This is a genomic window from Pseudomonas sp. PDM27 (genome assembly GCF_019219205.1).
Classification (GTDB): Bacteria; Pseudomonadota; Gammaproteobacteria; order Pseudomonadales; family Pseudomonadaceae; genus Aquipseudomonas; species Aquipseudomonas laurylsulfatiphila.
In genome coordinates this window covers 156,199-169,557 of record NZ_JAHUWF010000001.1, presented here as the reverse complement: position 1 = coordinate 169,557, position 13,359 = coordinate 156,199, and the positions used below count along the sequence as shown (strand labels likewise).

The window sequence follows — 13,359 nt, the reverse complement described above, 5'->3', positions numbered from 1 at the left end:
TTAGATAGCCCATGAAAAAGCCCTGCATAAGCAGGGCTTTTTTGTCGCCGCGAGAGTTAGCCGCGCAGCCAGGAATCGACGGTGGCTGCACCGTACTGTTCTTTCCAGGCTTTCAGGCCGCGGTGATTGCCGCCCTTTGTTTCAATCAGCTCGCCGGTGTGCGGGTTCTGATAAACCTTGACCACACGAGCGCGGCGGGTTTTCGGTGCTGCTGCCTGCAGGCCGGATTTTGCCGGATTCGGGTCGAGAATGGCGATGATGTCGCGCAGGCTCTTGCCATAGGTTTTCATCAAGCCCTGGAGCTTCTCTTCGAATTCGATTTCTTTCTTGAGCCCGGCATCGTTCTTCAGGGATTCCAACTGCTTGAGCTGTTCTTGAAGGGCCTTTTCGGCTGCACGAAATTCAGCGAGTCTGGACAATATCTTTACTCCAATAGTGTATTTGGCTGATACCAACCGCAAACAAAGCTATAAGCCAAGAGCCTTGAAGCGACTCGGTGATAGTGGCTCACCTGCCAAATTAGCGCAGGCAGGAAAAATTGTAGTAGTTAATTGGCCAAGAGTAAATCCTGTCTTTTTCTTCATGTAACGCCAGTAGTGTCTTGATTCAAATTTATGCCTGTAGTCGTTGTTTTATCGATTAAATTTTCGAGTTAATGGTCGCTTAATGCACTAATGAATTCCGCCCCGGGCATGGGTTTGCCGAACAGATAACCCTGCAGGAAGTTGACCTGACGAGCGCTGAGGTAATCACTCTGCTCACGGGTTTCGACACCTTCGGCCACCAGGGCAAGGTCGAGTTTGACGGCCAGGTCGATGATGCTGTCGAGGATGTGGCTGGAGAGGGTGTCGATGCCGATCATGGCGACAAAACTCTGGTCTATTTTCAGGAAGTCGACATTGAACTGCCGCAGGTAACCAAGGCTTGAATGACCCGTGCCGAAATCGTCGATGGCGATCTTCACGCCCAGTTCGCGAAGTTGCTCGAACAGTTGCAGGGTGATCGCCGTTGGCTCGATCAGTTCGCGTTCGGTCAGTTCCAGTATCAGGTAGATCGAGCCTGGCTCGAACGCATCAAGGAACTCGCGGCAATCCTTGACCAGGTCCAGGTCCTGGCAATGGCTGGCGGTAATGTTGATACCAATGTGAAAGGGTTTGTTGAATCCGGCGGATTGCGGCGCGAGCAGGGCGGCGGTTTGTCGCATGAGCGAACGGGTCATCGGTACGATCAGTCCGCAGTGCTCGGCAAAAGGGATGAACAGGTCGGGACGCACCAGGCCTTCCTTTGGATGTTTCCAGCGCATCAGCACTTCAGCACCGGACCAGCGTTTGCTGTCGCCATGCACCACGGGCTGGAAATACGGAATGAACTCTGCGGCTTCCAGTGCCCGTTGCATTTCCTGGGTGGGGGCCGAGGAGCGCTTTTGCAGGAAGTGACCAATTGACCCGGCAATCACACCGAAGAAAATCAGCAGACTGAACAGGGGAGGATACTCGCTGCTCATGTATCGCCAGGTTTCGCCTTTGGGGAAACCGGCTTCCACGGCAAAGGCATAGTGCCCGGAGGTCAAGCGGCTCTGGGCAACGGGTAGTTCAGGCGCGGCACCGGTGTGAACCTTGCCATCGGCTGACATCCAGTCCGGGCCAACCTGCAGTACCAGCAAGGTCTGGCGGCCGATCAAGCGCAGAACGTTGCCCAAGTGATAACCATAGAGGGTCGTCAGGGCACCTTTTTTTCCTTCGCTCAGGCGGTACACCAGCAAGGAGGCGTTGGGCGTCACCGGATTGCCGCTCATGAGCCACAAAGCGCCCTGGGTGTAGTCGCCGGGGCTGACCGTCTCCTGATAGTCGCCAAACAGCGAACTGCAATAGAGGTTGTTATCCCACACCAGACTGGTCGAGCGCACGAATGGGCGGCGGGTGACCTGTTCGCGCAGCGCCAGATTGACCTCGCCGCAACGTTGGCCGGCCATCGGCAGCAGTTCGCGAGCGGCCTGGGCGGCGTTGTCGAGCATCAAGTCGAACTGACGAACCGCTTCTTCGGCGGTTTGTTCGGTGTCTTGCTTGAGCGCACGCCCTGCCTGTATGTAAAGAATGGTGGCCCCCAGCAGCACCGGGAGCAATCCACAGAGCAATGTGACAGCAATTTTCGTGCTGCGACTGCGGGTTTTGGCTTTCAGCGGCATTCGCGAATCCCGTCACGAAGAAGTAAGGCTCTCAACAACTGGCAGGGCAATACGCCTCCCATAAAGAGTTTGGGTAATGGCCATGATAGTTGGCCCCAGGCGGTTATGCCGCTCAACGCAGGTCGAGGCGTGCGGCCAGTTCGATAAAGGCCAGCGTCGCGGGTGATGCCTGGCGTCGATCGAGTACCGCCAGGCCGACCTGGCGCACCACCGTCGGTGATAGCGGTTTTTTCACATAGCGACTGTCTGATTGATTGGGCAACGAACCTTCGGCGACTACCGTCACCCCGTCGCCACGAGCGACGACATCCAGGGTACTCATCAACTGTGAGCAGCGATAACGGATGTTGGGCGTCAGTCGGGCCGCGGTGAACAGGCGTGAAACCAGCTCCGAAGACCCGGCTTCGGTCAGCACAAACGGGAAGTCGCACAGGTCCTTGAGGTTCAGGCTGTCGTGAACCGCCAGCGGGTGGTCGGCGGGCAGCAGCGCGACCATCTGGTCTTCGATCAGCGCGACCGTGTCGAAACGCTCCTCGGGCAACACCACGAAGCCGATGTCGATCCGTCGCTCCTCCAGCCACTGCAGCACCTGGCGGTCAGGGCCTTCGTCGATATGCACTTCTATGCCGGGATGGGCGGCGCGGTACTGCTGCAGAATCAACGGCAACAATTTGATCGATGAAGTCGGCCCGAACGAGCCGATACGCAGCGTGCCGCGTTTCATGCCCCGGGCATCGGCCGCTTCCTGGCGCAGGGTGTTGGCCAGGCCCAGCATCGCTCGGGCGCGCAGCAGCAACTGCTGGCCAATGTCACTTGGCTCGACCCGGGTTTGATGCCGGCGCAACAACTCGACCCCCAGCTCCTGCTCCAAAGACTTCAAGGCATGGGACACCGCCGATTGAGAAATGCCCAGGCGATTGGCCGCCAGCGTGAAGCCGTGGAGTTCGGCCACGAGGGAGAAAATCTCCAGTTGAGTGAGGGTCATGAGTTTTTGCTCATTTTACGATGACTGAGTATTAGTTGAATGATAGGTCATCTCTCCGACATCCGGTCCTGGAATCTTATGACGATCTGTGAGCAAACCCTGTCAAAACCCTCGGATCTGCCGGTGTACCTGAAACTGGCGGGGGTCAGCATGGTGTGGGGCGGCACCTTCGTTGCCGGACGCTTTCTGGCCGACGGCCTCAGCCCGCTGCTGGCTGCCAGCCTGCGGTTTTTACTGGCCAGCGTGGCATTGCTGCTGTTTGTACGAATGGCGCGGATACCACTGCTCCGGCCCAGCGCCCGGCAATGGCGGCAATTGGTCTTGCTTGGCTTTTTCGGGATCTTCTTCTACAACCTGTGCTTCTTTTATGGGCTGCATTACATCAACGCTTCACGGGCATCCTTGATCGTGGCGCTGAACCCGGCGGTGATCGGGCTGGCTTCCTGGTTGCTGTTCGGGGAGCGTTTGAACCGGGCGAAAGTCGCTGGTATCGCGATCTGCATGGTGGGCGCGAGCATGGTGATCGTCAGTCGCAACCCGCAATTATTGGCCGCAGGTACCGATGCCTGGATCGGCGATCTGCTGATTTTTGGCTGCGTGCTCGGCTGGGGTGTCTACTCGCTGTGCTCCAGAGAGCTGAACCTGACCCTCGGACCGGTGCAAACGGTGACGTATTCGATTCTGCTGGGCACCGTCATGCTCTGGATGACCTGCATCGTCCGTGGCGAGGTGAGTGTCACCGCGATCGCCCATCTGGGTGCGCAGCAATGGTTGAGCCTTTTGTACCTCGGCGTGCTGGGTTCGGCGCTGGCGTACATTGGCTACTACGACGGCATCCGCACAATCGGTGCGACGCGTTCCGGGGTGTTCATTGCCTTGAACCCGTTGACAGCGGTGATCCTGGGGGCGCTGTTGCTCGATGAGCCGCTGACGCTGGCCATGTGCCTGGGTGGCGGGCTGATACTGGCGGGGATTTTCCTCTGCAACAAACCCCTTGCGCGGGTAAGGAAAAAGGGGATTTGATACAGAAGGCGGACAAATTGATTTACGCTGTGTAGAATCGGGTTACGCATACAATAATAATCGTCTTCTGGCAGCAGAAGCCTCGCCCGCAAGAGCCTTGGGTCGACAATGAAGATATTCGGGTTTCAACTGATCTACGGTGATTTTCTCGCCCGCAGTGTGCGAGGCATCTCCTGTGCGCCACCCAGCGGTCTCAGCATTGCTTACAACTAACCTTAGTTAATTGATAAAAAATGATGAGGCGCCAACCATGGCAGATTTATACGAAAACCCAATGGGCCTGATGGGCTTTGAATTCATCGAGCTCGCATCGCCGACCCCGAACACCCTGGAGCCGATCTTCGAGATCATGGGCTTCACCAAGGTCGCGACCCACCGCTCCAAGGACGTGCACCTGTATCGTCAGGGCGCGATCAACCTGATCCTCAACAACGAACCCCACAGCGTCGCCTCGTACTTTGCGGCCGAGCACGGCCCGTCGGTGTGCGGCATGGCGTTCCGCGTCAAGGATTCGCAAAAAGCCTACAAGCGTGCCCTGGAGCTCGGCGCCCAGCCGATCCACATCGAAACCGGCCCGATGGAACTGAACCTGCCGGCGATCAAAGGCATCGGCGGCGCGCCGCTGTACCTGATCGACCGTTTCGGTGAAGGCAGCTCGATCTATGACATCGACTTCGTGTTCCTCGACGGCGTTGACCGCCACCCGGTCGGTGCCGGCCTGAAGATCATCGATCACCTGACCCATAACGTGTATCGCGGTCGCATGGCCTACTGGGCCAACTTCTACGAGAAGCTGTTCAACTTCCGCGAAATCCGCTACTTCGACATCAAGGGCGAGTACACCGGCCTGACCTCCAAGGCCATGACCGCACCGGATGGCATGATCCGCATCCCGTTGAACGAAGAGTCGTCCAAGGGCGCCGGGCAGATCGAAGAGTTCCTGATGCAGTTCAACGGCGAGGGCATCCAGCACGTTGCCTTCCTGTCCGATGACCTGCTCAAGACCTGGGATCACCTGAAAAGCATCGGCATGCGCTTCATGACCGCACCGCCGGACACCTACTACGAAATGCTCGAAGGCCGTTTGCCGAACCACGGCGAGCCGGTGGGCGAACTGCAGGCGCGGGGCATCCTGCTGGACGGTTCGTCCGAGTCGGGCGACAAGCGTCTGCTGTTGCAGATCTTCTCGGAAACCCTGATGGGCCCGGTGTTCTTCGAGTTCATCCAGCGCAAGGGTGACGACGGTTTCGGCGAAGGCAACTTCAAGGCGCTGTTCGAATCCATCGAGCGTGACCAGGTTCGTCGTGGCGTGTTGTCCACGGACTAAACCATTACGCCGATAAACCTGTGGGAGCGAGCTTGCTCGCGATGACGGTGTCTCAGTCAACATTGATGTTGAATGTACAACCGCTATCGCGAGCAAGCTCGCTCCCACATTGTTTTGTGTCGGTGGTTAAGGCCTGCGCTGTCGCACCAGATGCTTGAACCCTTCAAACACCAGCACCAGCACCGCCATCCAGATCGGGATGTAGGTCAGCCATTCGCCGGCCTTGATGCTCTCTCCCAACAGCAGCGCCACACCCAGCAGCAACACCGGTTCGACGTAGCTCAACAAGCCGAACAGGCTGAACGGCAGCAGACGGCTGGCAATGATGTAGACCACCAGCGCTGAAGCGCTGATCACGCCGAGCAGCGGGATCAACAGCGACAACCATGGATGCTGGTCAAACACGCCAAAACCCTGTGCACCGCTCTGAACGAACCAGAAGGCCACGGGCAGCGTCAACGCCATGTCCAGCCACAAGCCGCCAAGGTTGTCCGCTGCCAGCCGTTTGCGCAGAACGAAGTAAGTCGGATAACCAATGCAGACCAACAAGGTCGCCCAGGAAAAACCACCGACCTGATACACCTCGTTGACCACGCCCAGGCAGGCGAACACCACGGCGACTTTTTGCAGGTACGACAGGCGTTCGCCATAGGCGATCCGCCCGGTCAACACCATGGTCAGCGGCAGCAGGAAGTAACCGAGGGACACATCCAGGCTGTAGCCGTTGAGCGGCGCCCACATGAACAGCCACAATTGCACGCCGAGCAGGGCAGAGGAGGCGATCAGCGCGCCAATCAGCTTCGGATCGGCCACGGCGCGCCGTACGATCTCCAGCACGCGCTTCCACTCGCCGGACACCACCATGAACACGGTCATGCACGGCACGGTCAGCAGCATGCGCCAACCGAAGATTTCCACGCCGCTCAAGGGGGTGAGCAGCGACGTGTAGTAATACATGACGGCAAACAGCACCGAGGCTGAAACCGATAGAGCGATACCTTTAGACAAGCTGTCCTCGCGTGATTTTGAGTGAGAGTGAAACGGGCGCAGAGGATACGTGTTTTTTCAGACGAATATTGACCGATCAATCAACACGGAACCTGTGGGAGCGAGCTTGCTCGCGATAGCGGTACACCAGCCAACATTGATGTTGAATGTGAATCTGCTATCGCGAGCAAGCTCGCTCCCACATGGGAAAGGGTAGATCAGCTATTGCGCGGTTTACGCCCCGACACAAAATGGCTCACATCATTGAACCCCGGTGTCGACGCATGCCCCGGTGTCACCAGCGAATCGATGAACGCCTCGTCCTCGGCCGTGATCTTCACCGCCTGCGCCTTAGTGTAGGCGTCCCATTGCGCTTCGGTACGCGGCCCGACAATGGCCGAGGTCACGGCGCTGTTGTTCAGCACCCAGGCAATCGCGAACTCGACGATGCCGACGCCGCGCTCCTGGGTGTACTGCTGGATCTGTTGGGCGATGCGCAGGGATTCGACGCGCCATTCAGTTTCCAGGATGCGTTTGTCCTGGCGGCCGGCACGGCTGTTGGCGTCCGGTTTCACATCCGGCGCGTATTTGCCGCTGAGCACCCCGCGCGCCAGCGGGCTGTAGGGCACCACGCCCAGACCGTAGTTTTGTGCCGCCGTGATCTGCTCGGTTTCAGCCTGGCGGTTGACGATGTTGTACAGCGGCTGGCTGATCACCGGCCGGTCAACGCCGAGCTTGTCAGCCACACGAATCACTTCGGCGATGCGCCAGCCACGATAGTTGGACAGGCCCCAATAGCGGATCTTGCCCTGGCGAATCAAGTCGCCGATGGCCGAGACCGTGACGTCCAGCGGCGTGTTGTGGTCTTCACGGTGCAGGTAGTAGATGTCCAGATAGTCGGTGCCCAGGCGCGTCAGGCTGGCGTCGATACCGTTGAACAGATGCTTGCGGCTCAGACCGCTGCGGTTGGGCACACCGTCCACGGGGCCGAAGCCGACCTTGGTGGCCAGCACCCATTCATGACGGCGGCTGGCGATGGCCTCGCCGACGATTTCCTCGGAACGGCCGTTGGTGTAGACGTCGGCGGTGTCGATGAAATTGATGCCTTGGTCCCAGGCCTTGTCGATGATTCGCAGGGAGTCTTCGGTACTGGTCTGTTCGCCGAACATCATGGTACCCAAGGTCAGGGTGGACACCTGCAGACCCGAATGACCCAGTGTGCGATAGCTCATGAGCAAATCCTTTTACCGGTGGGAAAGGTTCAATCAGATACCAGAACAGCACCCTGGAGCAAACGCAAATCGAATCAAATGTGGGAGCGGGCTTGCTCGCGAAGGCAGTGGATCAGTCGACAATATTGTTGTCTGACCCACCGCCTTCGCGAGCAAGCCCGCTCCCACACCGGATTTGTGGGGATCAGGCGCGCAACGTACGAGTCATGCGCAACGCCAGCAGACTGCCGCAGACAATCACACCCGCCAGCAGGTACAGCGCCGCATCGGTCGAACCGGTGCTGTCCTTGACCCAACCCACCAGGTACGGGCTGAGGAAACCAGCCATCTGGCCCATCGAGTTGATCAGCGCCAGGCCACCGGCGGCAGCGCCGGCACTGAGCAGGGCGGTCGGCACCGGCCAGAACATCGGCAGGCCGGTGAGGGCGCCCATGGTGGCGATGGTCAGGCCGAGAATCGCAATGGCCGGGTTGGCGGCGAAGTTCACCGCGATCAGCAGCCCCAGCGCGCCCATCAGCATCGGCACCACCAGATGCCAGCGACGCTCCTTGCGCAGGTCCGCCGAGCGGCCCACGACCAGCATGAACACCGCCGCCAGCAGGTACGGAATCGCACTGAGCCAGCCGATCACCAGGTTATCGCTGAAGCCCAGGTTCTTGATGATCGATGGCAGCCAGAAGTTGATCGCGTACACGCCGCTCTGGATGCAGAAGTAGATCAGACCGAAGGCCCAGATCGCCGGGTTCTTGAACACCGCCAGCAGCGAGTCGGTGGTGGTTTTCGGTTTGTTGGCCAGGTCTTCGGCGTGGTCGGCTTCGAGCACCGAACGCTCGAAGGGGGTCAGCCATTTCGCATTGGCGTAACTGTCACTGAGCAGGAAATAAGCCAGTGCACCGAGGATCACGGTCGGAATGCCTTGCAGCAGGAACATCCACTGCCAGCCGGCGAGGCCGCCCTGGCCGGCGGCGAAGTGGTTGAGAATCCAGCCGGAGAAGGGGCTGCCGAGCAGGCCGGAGACCGGGATCGCCGACATGAACAGCGCCATGATGCGGCCACGGCGGAAGGTCGGGAACCACTGCGAGAGATACAGCACCACGCCTGGGAAGAACCCGGCTTCGGCGGCGCCGGTGAACAGGCGCAGGGTATAGAACTCGGTGGGCGTGGTGACGAACAGCAGGCAGGTTGACAGCGTGCCCCAGGTCATCATCATCAGCGCGATCCAGCGCCGCGGGCCGAATTTGGTCAAGGCCAGGTTGCTGGGCACGCCGCACAGCACGTAACCGATAAAGAAGATGCCGGCGCCCAGGCCGTACACGGTTTCGCTGAACTTCAGCGCGTCGAGCATCTGCAGCTTGGCAAATCCAACGTTGACCCGGTCGAGGTAGTTGAACAGGTAGCAGATGAAAATGAAGGGGATCAAACGCAGGGTGATGCGCTTGTAGACGGCGTTTTTGTCGTCAGCGATGGCCTCGGACGCTACGGCGCTCTGTGTCATGGCGGCTCTCTCTTTATTATGATTTTTTGCGATGCAAAGGGTAACGTTGATCGCCCAGAGAGTCTCGACCACCCTCAGGGTGGCTGTCTTTGTGCCTGAGCACAGGGTTTGCAACCAAGGCCTGTGCGGGTGAACAACCCGTTCCATCACCGTCTTCAAGGATCACTTGCATGTTCGAACTCGATCACGACCTGGCCCAGGACATCGTCGACCGGGCGATGGCCATCCTGCCGTACAACGTCAACGTCATGGACAGCCAGGGCCTGATCCTGGGCAGCGGCGAACCGGAGCGGGTCAACACCCGGCATGAAGGCGCGCAACTGGTCCTGGCCAACGGCCGCGTGGTGGAGATCGATGCGCAGACGGCGATTCATCTCAAGGGCGTGCAGCCGGGCATCAACCTGCCGCTGTTGCTCGATCAGCGCCTGATCGGCGTATTGGGTATCACCGGCGAACCCGAGCAACTGCGCACCTATGCCGAACTGGTGCGCATGACCGCCGAGATGCTGGTAGCCCAGCGCAACCAGCAGGCCGAACAGCAATGGCGGCGCCAGCGTTGCGATGATCTGCTGGCGCTGCTGCTCAGCGAAGCCGGGGACTCTCCGCGACTGATCGATGAAGCGCAGCAGTTGGGCCTCAAGCCACAAATGACCCGGGTGCCGTACCTGTTCGAACTGGGCCTGGAGCACGCGGCGGGGCAAACCGTCGAGGCACTGAGTGCCTGGTTGACCACCCGCCACCCGGACAGTTGGTGCGTCAGCTCGGCCAAAACTTCGTTGCTCTGGTGTCGGCCGGCGAGTCAGTCGGTGGAGAACGAGCGCTTGCTGGACAAGCTTGACGGCCTCGGCTGGAACATCCTGCGCATTGCCGTCGGTGGGCAAGCCGATGGGCTGGCGGGGTTGCGTCGCTGCTATCGCCGGGTCGGTGACTTGCTGGCCTACGGGCGCGAAGTGTTGCCGCGCTCCCGGCTGTTGACGCTCAACCGCTATCGGCTGCCGGTGATGCTCTGGCGCCACCGCAACGACGACGCCCTCGACGAATTGCTCAACCCGCTGCGCAAGGTCATTGCCAAGGACAGCAATGGTCAGTTGCTGGCGACCCTGCGCAGTTGGTGTGAACACGACGGCCAGAGCCAGGCCTGCGCCGATGCGCTGGGCATCCATCGCAACAGCCTGCGTTATCGCATGGAGCGGATTGCCGAGCTCAGCGGCGTCGACCCGCTGCGACTCGATGGGATGCTCGCGTTGTACCTCGGCGTCCAACTCCTCCCGCAAACCGAAGCAGGCCCCCTGTAGGAGCTGCCGCAGGCTGCGATCTTTTGATTTTAAAAAGCAAGATCAAAAGATCGCAGCCTGCGGCAGCTCCTACGGGGTCGGTGTGATTACCGGTTTGTGGGAATGAACAATAATCCTCTTTGCCGCTTGTGCAGCGGACCGGCGTTATTGTTCATGGCGGCTGGCAGCATGTGGACATTGGAACTGGAGAATTCCCATGAAAATCGTGATCGCCCCCGACTCGTTCAAGGACAGCCTCAGCGCTCAAGGCGTAGCCGACGCCATTGCCTTGGGATTGGCGCAGGTCTGGCCTGATGCCCAACTGATCAAATGCCCGATGGCCGACGGCGGGGAAGGGACTGTCGAGTCGATTCTTGCCGCGTGCGAAGGCGAACTGCGTCGCACCCTGGTTCGCGGGCCGCTGGGAGTCATGGTGGAGGCCGCCTGGGGCTGGTTGCCGCAAAGCCTTACCGCAATCATCGAAATGGCCGAGGCCAGCGGTTTGCAGTTGGTCCCGGTGGCGCAGCGCGACGCGTGCATCAGCAGCACCTTCGGCACCGGGCAATTGATCCGTGCCGCACTGGATGCCGGTGCACAACGGGTGATCCTGGCGATTGGCGGCAGCGCGACCAACGACGGCGGCGCCGGTGCCATGCAGGCCTTGGGCGTTAAGTTGCTGGACGCTCAGGGACAGACCCTGTCACCGGGCGGTCTCGCCCTTGCGCAATTGTCCCGCGTGGACCTGAGCGATATCGATCCACGTCTGGCGCAGGTGCGCTTCGACATCGCCGCCGACGTCAATAACCCGCTGTGCGGCCCCCACGGCGCCTCGGCGATTTTCGGCCCGCAAAAAGGCGCCTCGCCCGTGCAGGTCGAACAACTGGACCAGGCGCTGGGGCACTTTGCCGACCATTGCGCGGCCGCATTGAGCAACGACGTTCGTGACGAACCGGGGAGTGGCGCGGCCGGTGGCCTGGGGTTTGCCGCCAAGGCGTTCCTGGGCGCGCAGTTCAAGGCCGGGGTCGAGGTGGTCGGCGAACTGGTGGGCCTGGCCGAGGCGGTTGCAGGCGCCGATCTGGTGATCACCGGCGAAGGGCGTTTCGATGCGCAAACCCTGCGCGGCAAGACGCCATTCGGTGTGGCGCGCGTGGCCCGGCAGCACGCCGTGCCGGTCATCGTCATCGCCGGCACGCTGGGTGAGGGGTATCAGGCGCTTTATGAGCACGGCATCGACGCTGCGTTTGCCCTGGCAAGCGGGCCGATGACCCTGGAACAGGCCTGCGCCGAGGCGCCGCGCTTGCTGCGTGAGCGGGCAACCGACATCGCGCGTGTCTGGCGGATGGCCGTCCGCTGCGACTGAGGGTTTTTCTGTGGCGAGGGAGCTTGCTCCCGCTGGGCTGCGCAGCGGCCCCATTCGATGGCGGTTGCTGCGCAACCGAACGGGAGCAAGCTCCCTCGCCACAAAAGCGCCGATGGCAATTTTGAGGGTGGATTTGAACGCCATGCTGGCGCGTTGCGTGATTTGAGATAGGGTTGTGGCTTGGAGCACCCGCGCGACTGGAGAACGACATGCGCTACTCAGCCTTGACCCAACGAATCGCCGGTGACGGAGCGGCGGCCTGGCAGATTCACGATCGAGCGCTGCAATTGCGCGAACAGGGCGTCGACGTCCTGCTGTTGTCCATCGGCGACCCCGACTTCGATACGCCGCAACCCATAGTCCAGGCCGCCATCGCCAGCCTGTTGGCCGGTGATACGCACTATCCTGAAGTGCGCGGCAGTCGTGGGCTGCGCGACAGCATTGCCCGCCGGCATCGGCAACGCAGTGGCCAGGTGGTGGATGGCGAACACGTGATCGTCTTTCCGGGGGCGCAGTGCGCGGTGTATTCGGTGGCGCAGTGCCTGCTCGACCCGGGCGATGAAGTGATTGTCGCCGAGCCGATGTACGTGACCTATGAAGGCGTGATCGGCGCGTGTGCGGCCACCGTGGTCCCGGTGCCCGTGCGCCCGCAGAACGGGTTTCGCGTCGACCCGCTGGATGTCGCGGCGCGGATCACGCCCAGGACACGCGCCATACTGCTCAACAGTCCGAACAATCCATCCGGCGCCAGTTTGCCACTGGCCATCTGGCAAGAGCTGGCGGCGCTGTGCATTCGTCACGATTTGTGGCTGATCAGCGATGAGGTCTACAGCGACTTGCTGTTCGAAGGCCAGCACATCAGTCCGGCGAGTCTGCCTGGCATGGCCGAGCGCACCGCGACGATCAACAGCCTGTCCAAGTCCCACGCCATGAGCGGTTGGCGGGTGGGGTGGGTGATCGGGCCCAAACCCATGGCGGGTCACCTGGTCAATTTGTCGCTGAGCATGCTGTTCGGCATTCCGGATTTCGTGCAGAACGCTGCGCAGTTGGCGCTGGACCGGGACCTGCCCGAAGTGGCCTCGATGCGTGAAGAGTATCGCCAGCGCCGCGACCTGGTGTGTGCAAGCCTGGGGCAATGCCCGGGACTCAAGCCGATACGCCCGGACGGCGGAATGTTCGTGATGGTCGATGTGCGCCAGACCGGGTTGTCGGCCCAGCGCTTCGCCGAGCGACTGCTGGAAGGTTATGGCGTGTCGGTGCTGGCCGGTGAAGCTTTCGGGCCGAGTGCGGCGGGGCATATCCGCATCGGTCTGGTGGTGGATCGGGTCAAACTCGCGGATGCCTGCCGGCGGATTGCTTTGTGTGCGACGGATTTGCTGGAGGTGCGGCGGGCCTGAAGGATTTGTGTTGCCTGTGCCGGCCTCTTCGCGAGCAAGCCCGCTCCCACCCTAATGTGGGAGCGGCGGTGCGACGATTCGACTTGCTCGCGAA

General features: G+C 60.7%; 11 protein-coding genes. 5 read left to right on the top strand and 6 right to left on the bottom strand.

Features of this window, described 5'->3' with window-relative positions; all coding sequences use genetic code 11:
* Positions 1–56: 56 nt before the first annotated feature.
* The 3 genes from KW838_RS00740 to KW838_RS00730 all read right to left on the bottom strand — a co-directional run bounded on the left by KW838_RS00740 (position 57) and on the right by KW838_RS00730 (position 3,170).
* On the bottom strand, positions 57–419 hold the full coding sequence (locus tag KW838_RS00740) for a histone-like nucleoid-structuring protein, MvaT/MvaU family (RefSeq protein WP_007975932.1): 363 nt from the start codon (positions 417–419) through the stop codon (positions 57–59).
* 233 nt (positions 420–652) lie between these two features.
* On the bottom strand, positions 653–2,185 hold the full coding sequence (locus tag KW838_RS00735; protein ID WP_218500037.1) for a cyclic diguanylate phosphodiesterase: 1,533 nt from the start codon (positions 2,183–2,185) through the stop codon (positions 653–655).
* A gap of 112 nt (positions 2,186–2,297) precedes the next feature.
* The gene (locus KW838_RS00730; protein WP_218500036.1) at positions 2,298–3,170 is read right to left on the bottom strand and encodes a LysR family transcriptional regulator; all 873 of its coding nucleotides are present in this window, start codon (positions 3,168–3,170) and stop codon (positions 2,298–2,300) included.
* Positions 3,171–3,248: 78 nt separating this feature from the next.
* On the opposite strand from KW838_RS00730, the gene KW838_RS00725 reads away from it, so the two are divergent.
* A complete protein-coding gene (locus tag KW838_RS00725) occupies positions 3,249–4,193 on the top strand; it encodes a DMT family transporter (protein WP_218500035.1) in 945 nt (314 codons plus the stop codon).
* A 250-nt stretch (positions 4,194–4,443) separates the two neighbouring features.
* The gene (hppD, locus tag KW838_RS00720) at positions 4,444–5,520 is read left to right on the top strand and encodes a 4-hydroxyphenylpyruvate dioxygenase (protein ID WP_008065380.1); all 1,077 of its coding nucleotides are present in this window, start codon (positions 4,444–4,446) and stop codon (positions 5,518–5,520) included.
* Positions 5,521–5,646: 126 nt separating this feature from the next.
* Here hppD and rarD read toward each other — a convergent pair whose 3' ends face one another.
* From rarD to KW838_RS00705, 3 genes are all read right to left on the bottom strand, one after another.
* Positions 5,647–6,528 (bottom strand): EamA family transporter RarD, encoded by an 882-nt coding sequence (gene rarD / locus KW838_RS00715; RefSeq protein WP_218500034.1) that lies wholly within the window; start codon positions 6,526–6,528, stop codon positions 5,647–5,649.
* A gap of 197 nt (positions 6,529–6,725) precedes the next feature.
* Complete coding sequence (locus tag KW838_RS00710; RefSeq protein ID WP_218500033.1) at positions 6,726–7,739, bottom strand: aldo/keto reductase; 1,014 nt, start codon at positions 7,737–7,739, stop codon at positions 6,726–6,728.
* A 184-nt stretch (positions 7,740–7,923) separates the two neighbouring features.
* Positions 7,924–9,234, bottom strand: a complete 1,311-nt coding sequence (locus KW838_RS00705) for an MFS transporter (RefSeq protein WP_218500032.1) — start codon at positions 9,232–9,234, stop codon at positions 7,924–7,926.
* Between the two features lie 170 nt (positions 9,235–9,404).
* Between KW838_RS00705 and KW838_RS00700 the strand changes: the two genes are divergently transcribed.
* From KW838_RS00700 to KW838_RS00690, 3 genes are all read left to right on the top strand, one after another.
* Positions 9,405–10,529: a sugar diacid recognition domain-containing protein gene (locus KW838_RS00700; protein ID WP_218500031.1), complete on the top strand. Its 1,125-nt coding sequence runs from the start codon at positions 9,405–9,407 to the stop codon at positions 10,527–10,529.
* A gap of 196 nt (positions 10,530–10,725) precedes the next feature.
* Positions 10,726–11,868 carry a glycerate kinase gene (locus KW838_RS00695; protein WP_218500030.1) on the top strand — a complete coding sequence of 381 codons (1,143 nt, stop codon included), beginning with the start codon at positions 10,726–10,728 and terminating at the stop codon, positions 11,866–11,868.
* Positions 11,869–12,077: 209 nt separating this feature from the next.
* Positions 12,078–13,265 carry a pyridoxal phosphate-dependent aminotransferase gene (locus tag KW838_RS00690; protein WP_218500029.1) on the top strand — a complete coding sequence of 396 codons (1,188 nt, stop codon included), beginning with the start codon at positions 12,078–12,080 and terminating at the stop codon, positions 13,263–13,265.
* The last annotated feature ends 94 nt before the right edge of the window (positions 13,266–13,359 follow it).

Excerpts from the sequence above, each read along its gene's own strand:
- KW838_RS00735 (WP_218500037.1), bottom strand. The coding sequence starts at position 2,185 with ATGCCGCTGAAAGCCAAAACCCGCAGTCGCAGCACGAAAATTGCTGTC.
- KW838_RS00730 (WP_218500036.1), bottom strand. The coding sequence starts at position 3,170 with ATGACCCTCACTCAACTGGAGATTTTCTCCCTCGTGGCCGAACTCCAC.
- KW838_RS00725 (WP_218500035.1), top strand. The coding sequence starts at position 3,249 with ATGACGATCTGTGAGCAAACCCTGTCAAAACCCTCGGATCTGCCGGTG.
- hppD (WP_008065380.1), top strand. The coding sequence starts at position 4,444 with ATGGCAGATTTATACGAAAACCCAATGGGCCTGATGGGCTTTGAATTC.
- KW838_RS00710 (WP_218500033.1), bottom strand. The coding sequence starts at position 7,739 with ATGAGCTATCGCACACTGGGTCATTCGGGTCTGCAGGTGTCCACCCTG.
- KW838_RS00705 (WP_218500032.1), bottom strand. The coding sequence starts at position 9,234 with ATGACACAGAGCGCCGTAGCGTCCGAGGCCATCGCTGACGACAAAAAC.
- KW838_RS00700 (WP_218500031.1), top strand. The coding sequence starts at position 9,405 with ATGTTCGAACTCGATCACGACCTGGCCCAGGACATCGTCGACCGGGCG.
- KW838_RS00695 (WP_218500030.1), top strand. The coding sequence starts at position 10,726 with ATGAAAATCGTGATCGCCCCCGACTCGTTCAAGGACAGCCTCAGCGCT.
- KW838_RS00690 (WP_218500029.1), top strand. The coding sequence starts at position 12,078 with ATGCGCTACTCAGCCTTGACCCAACGAATCGCCGGTGACGGAGCGGCG.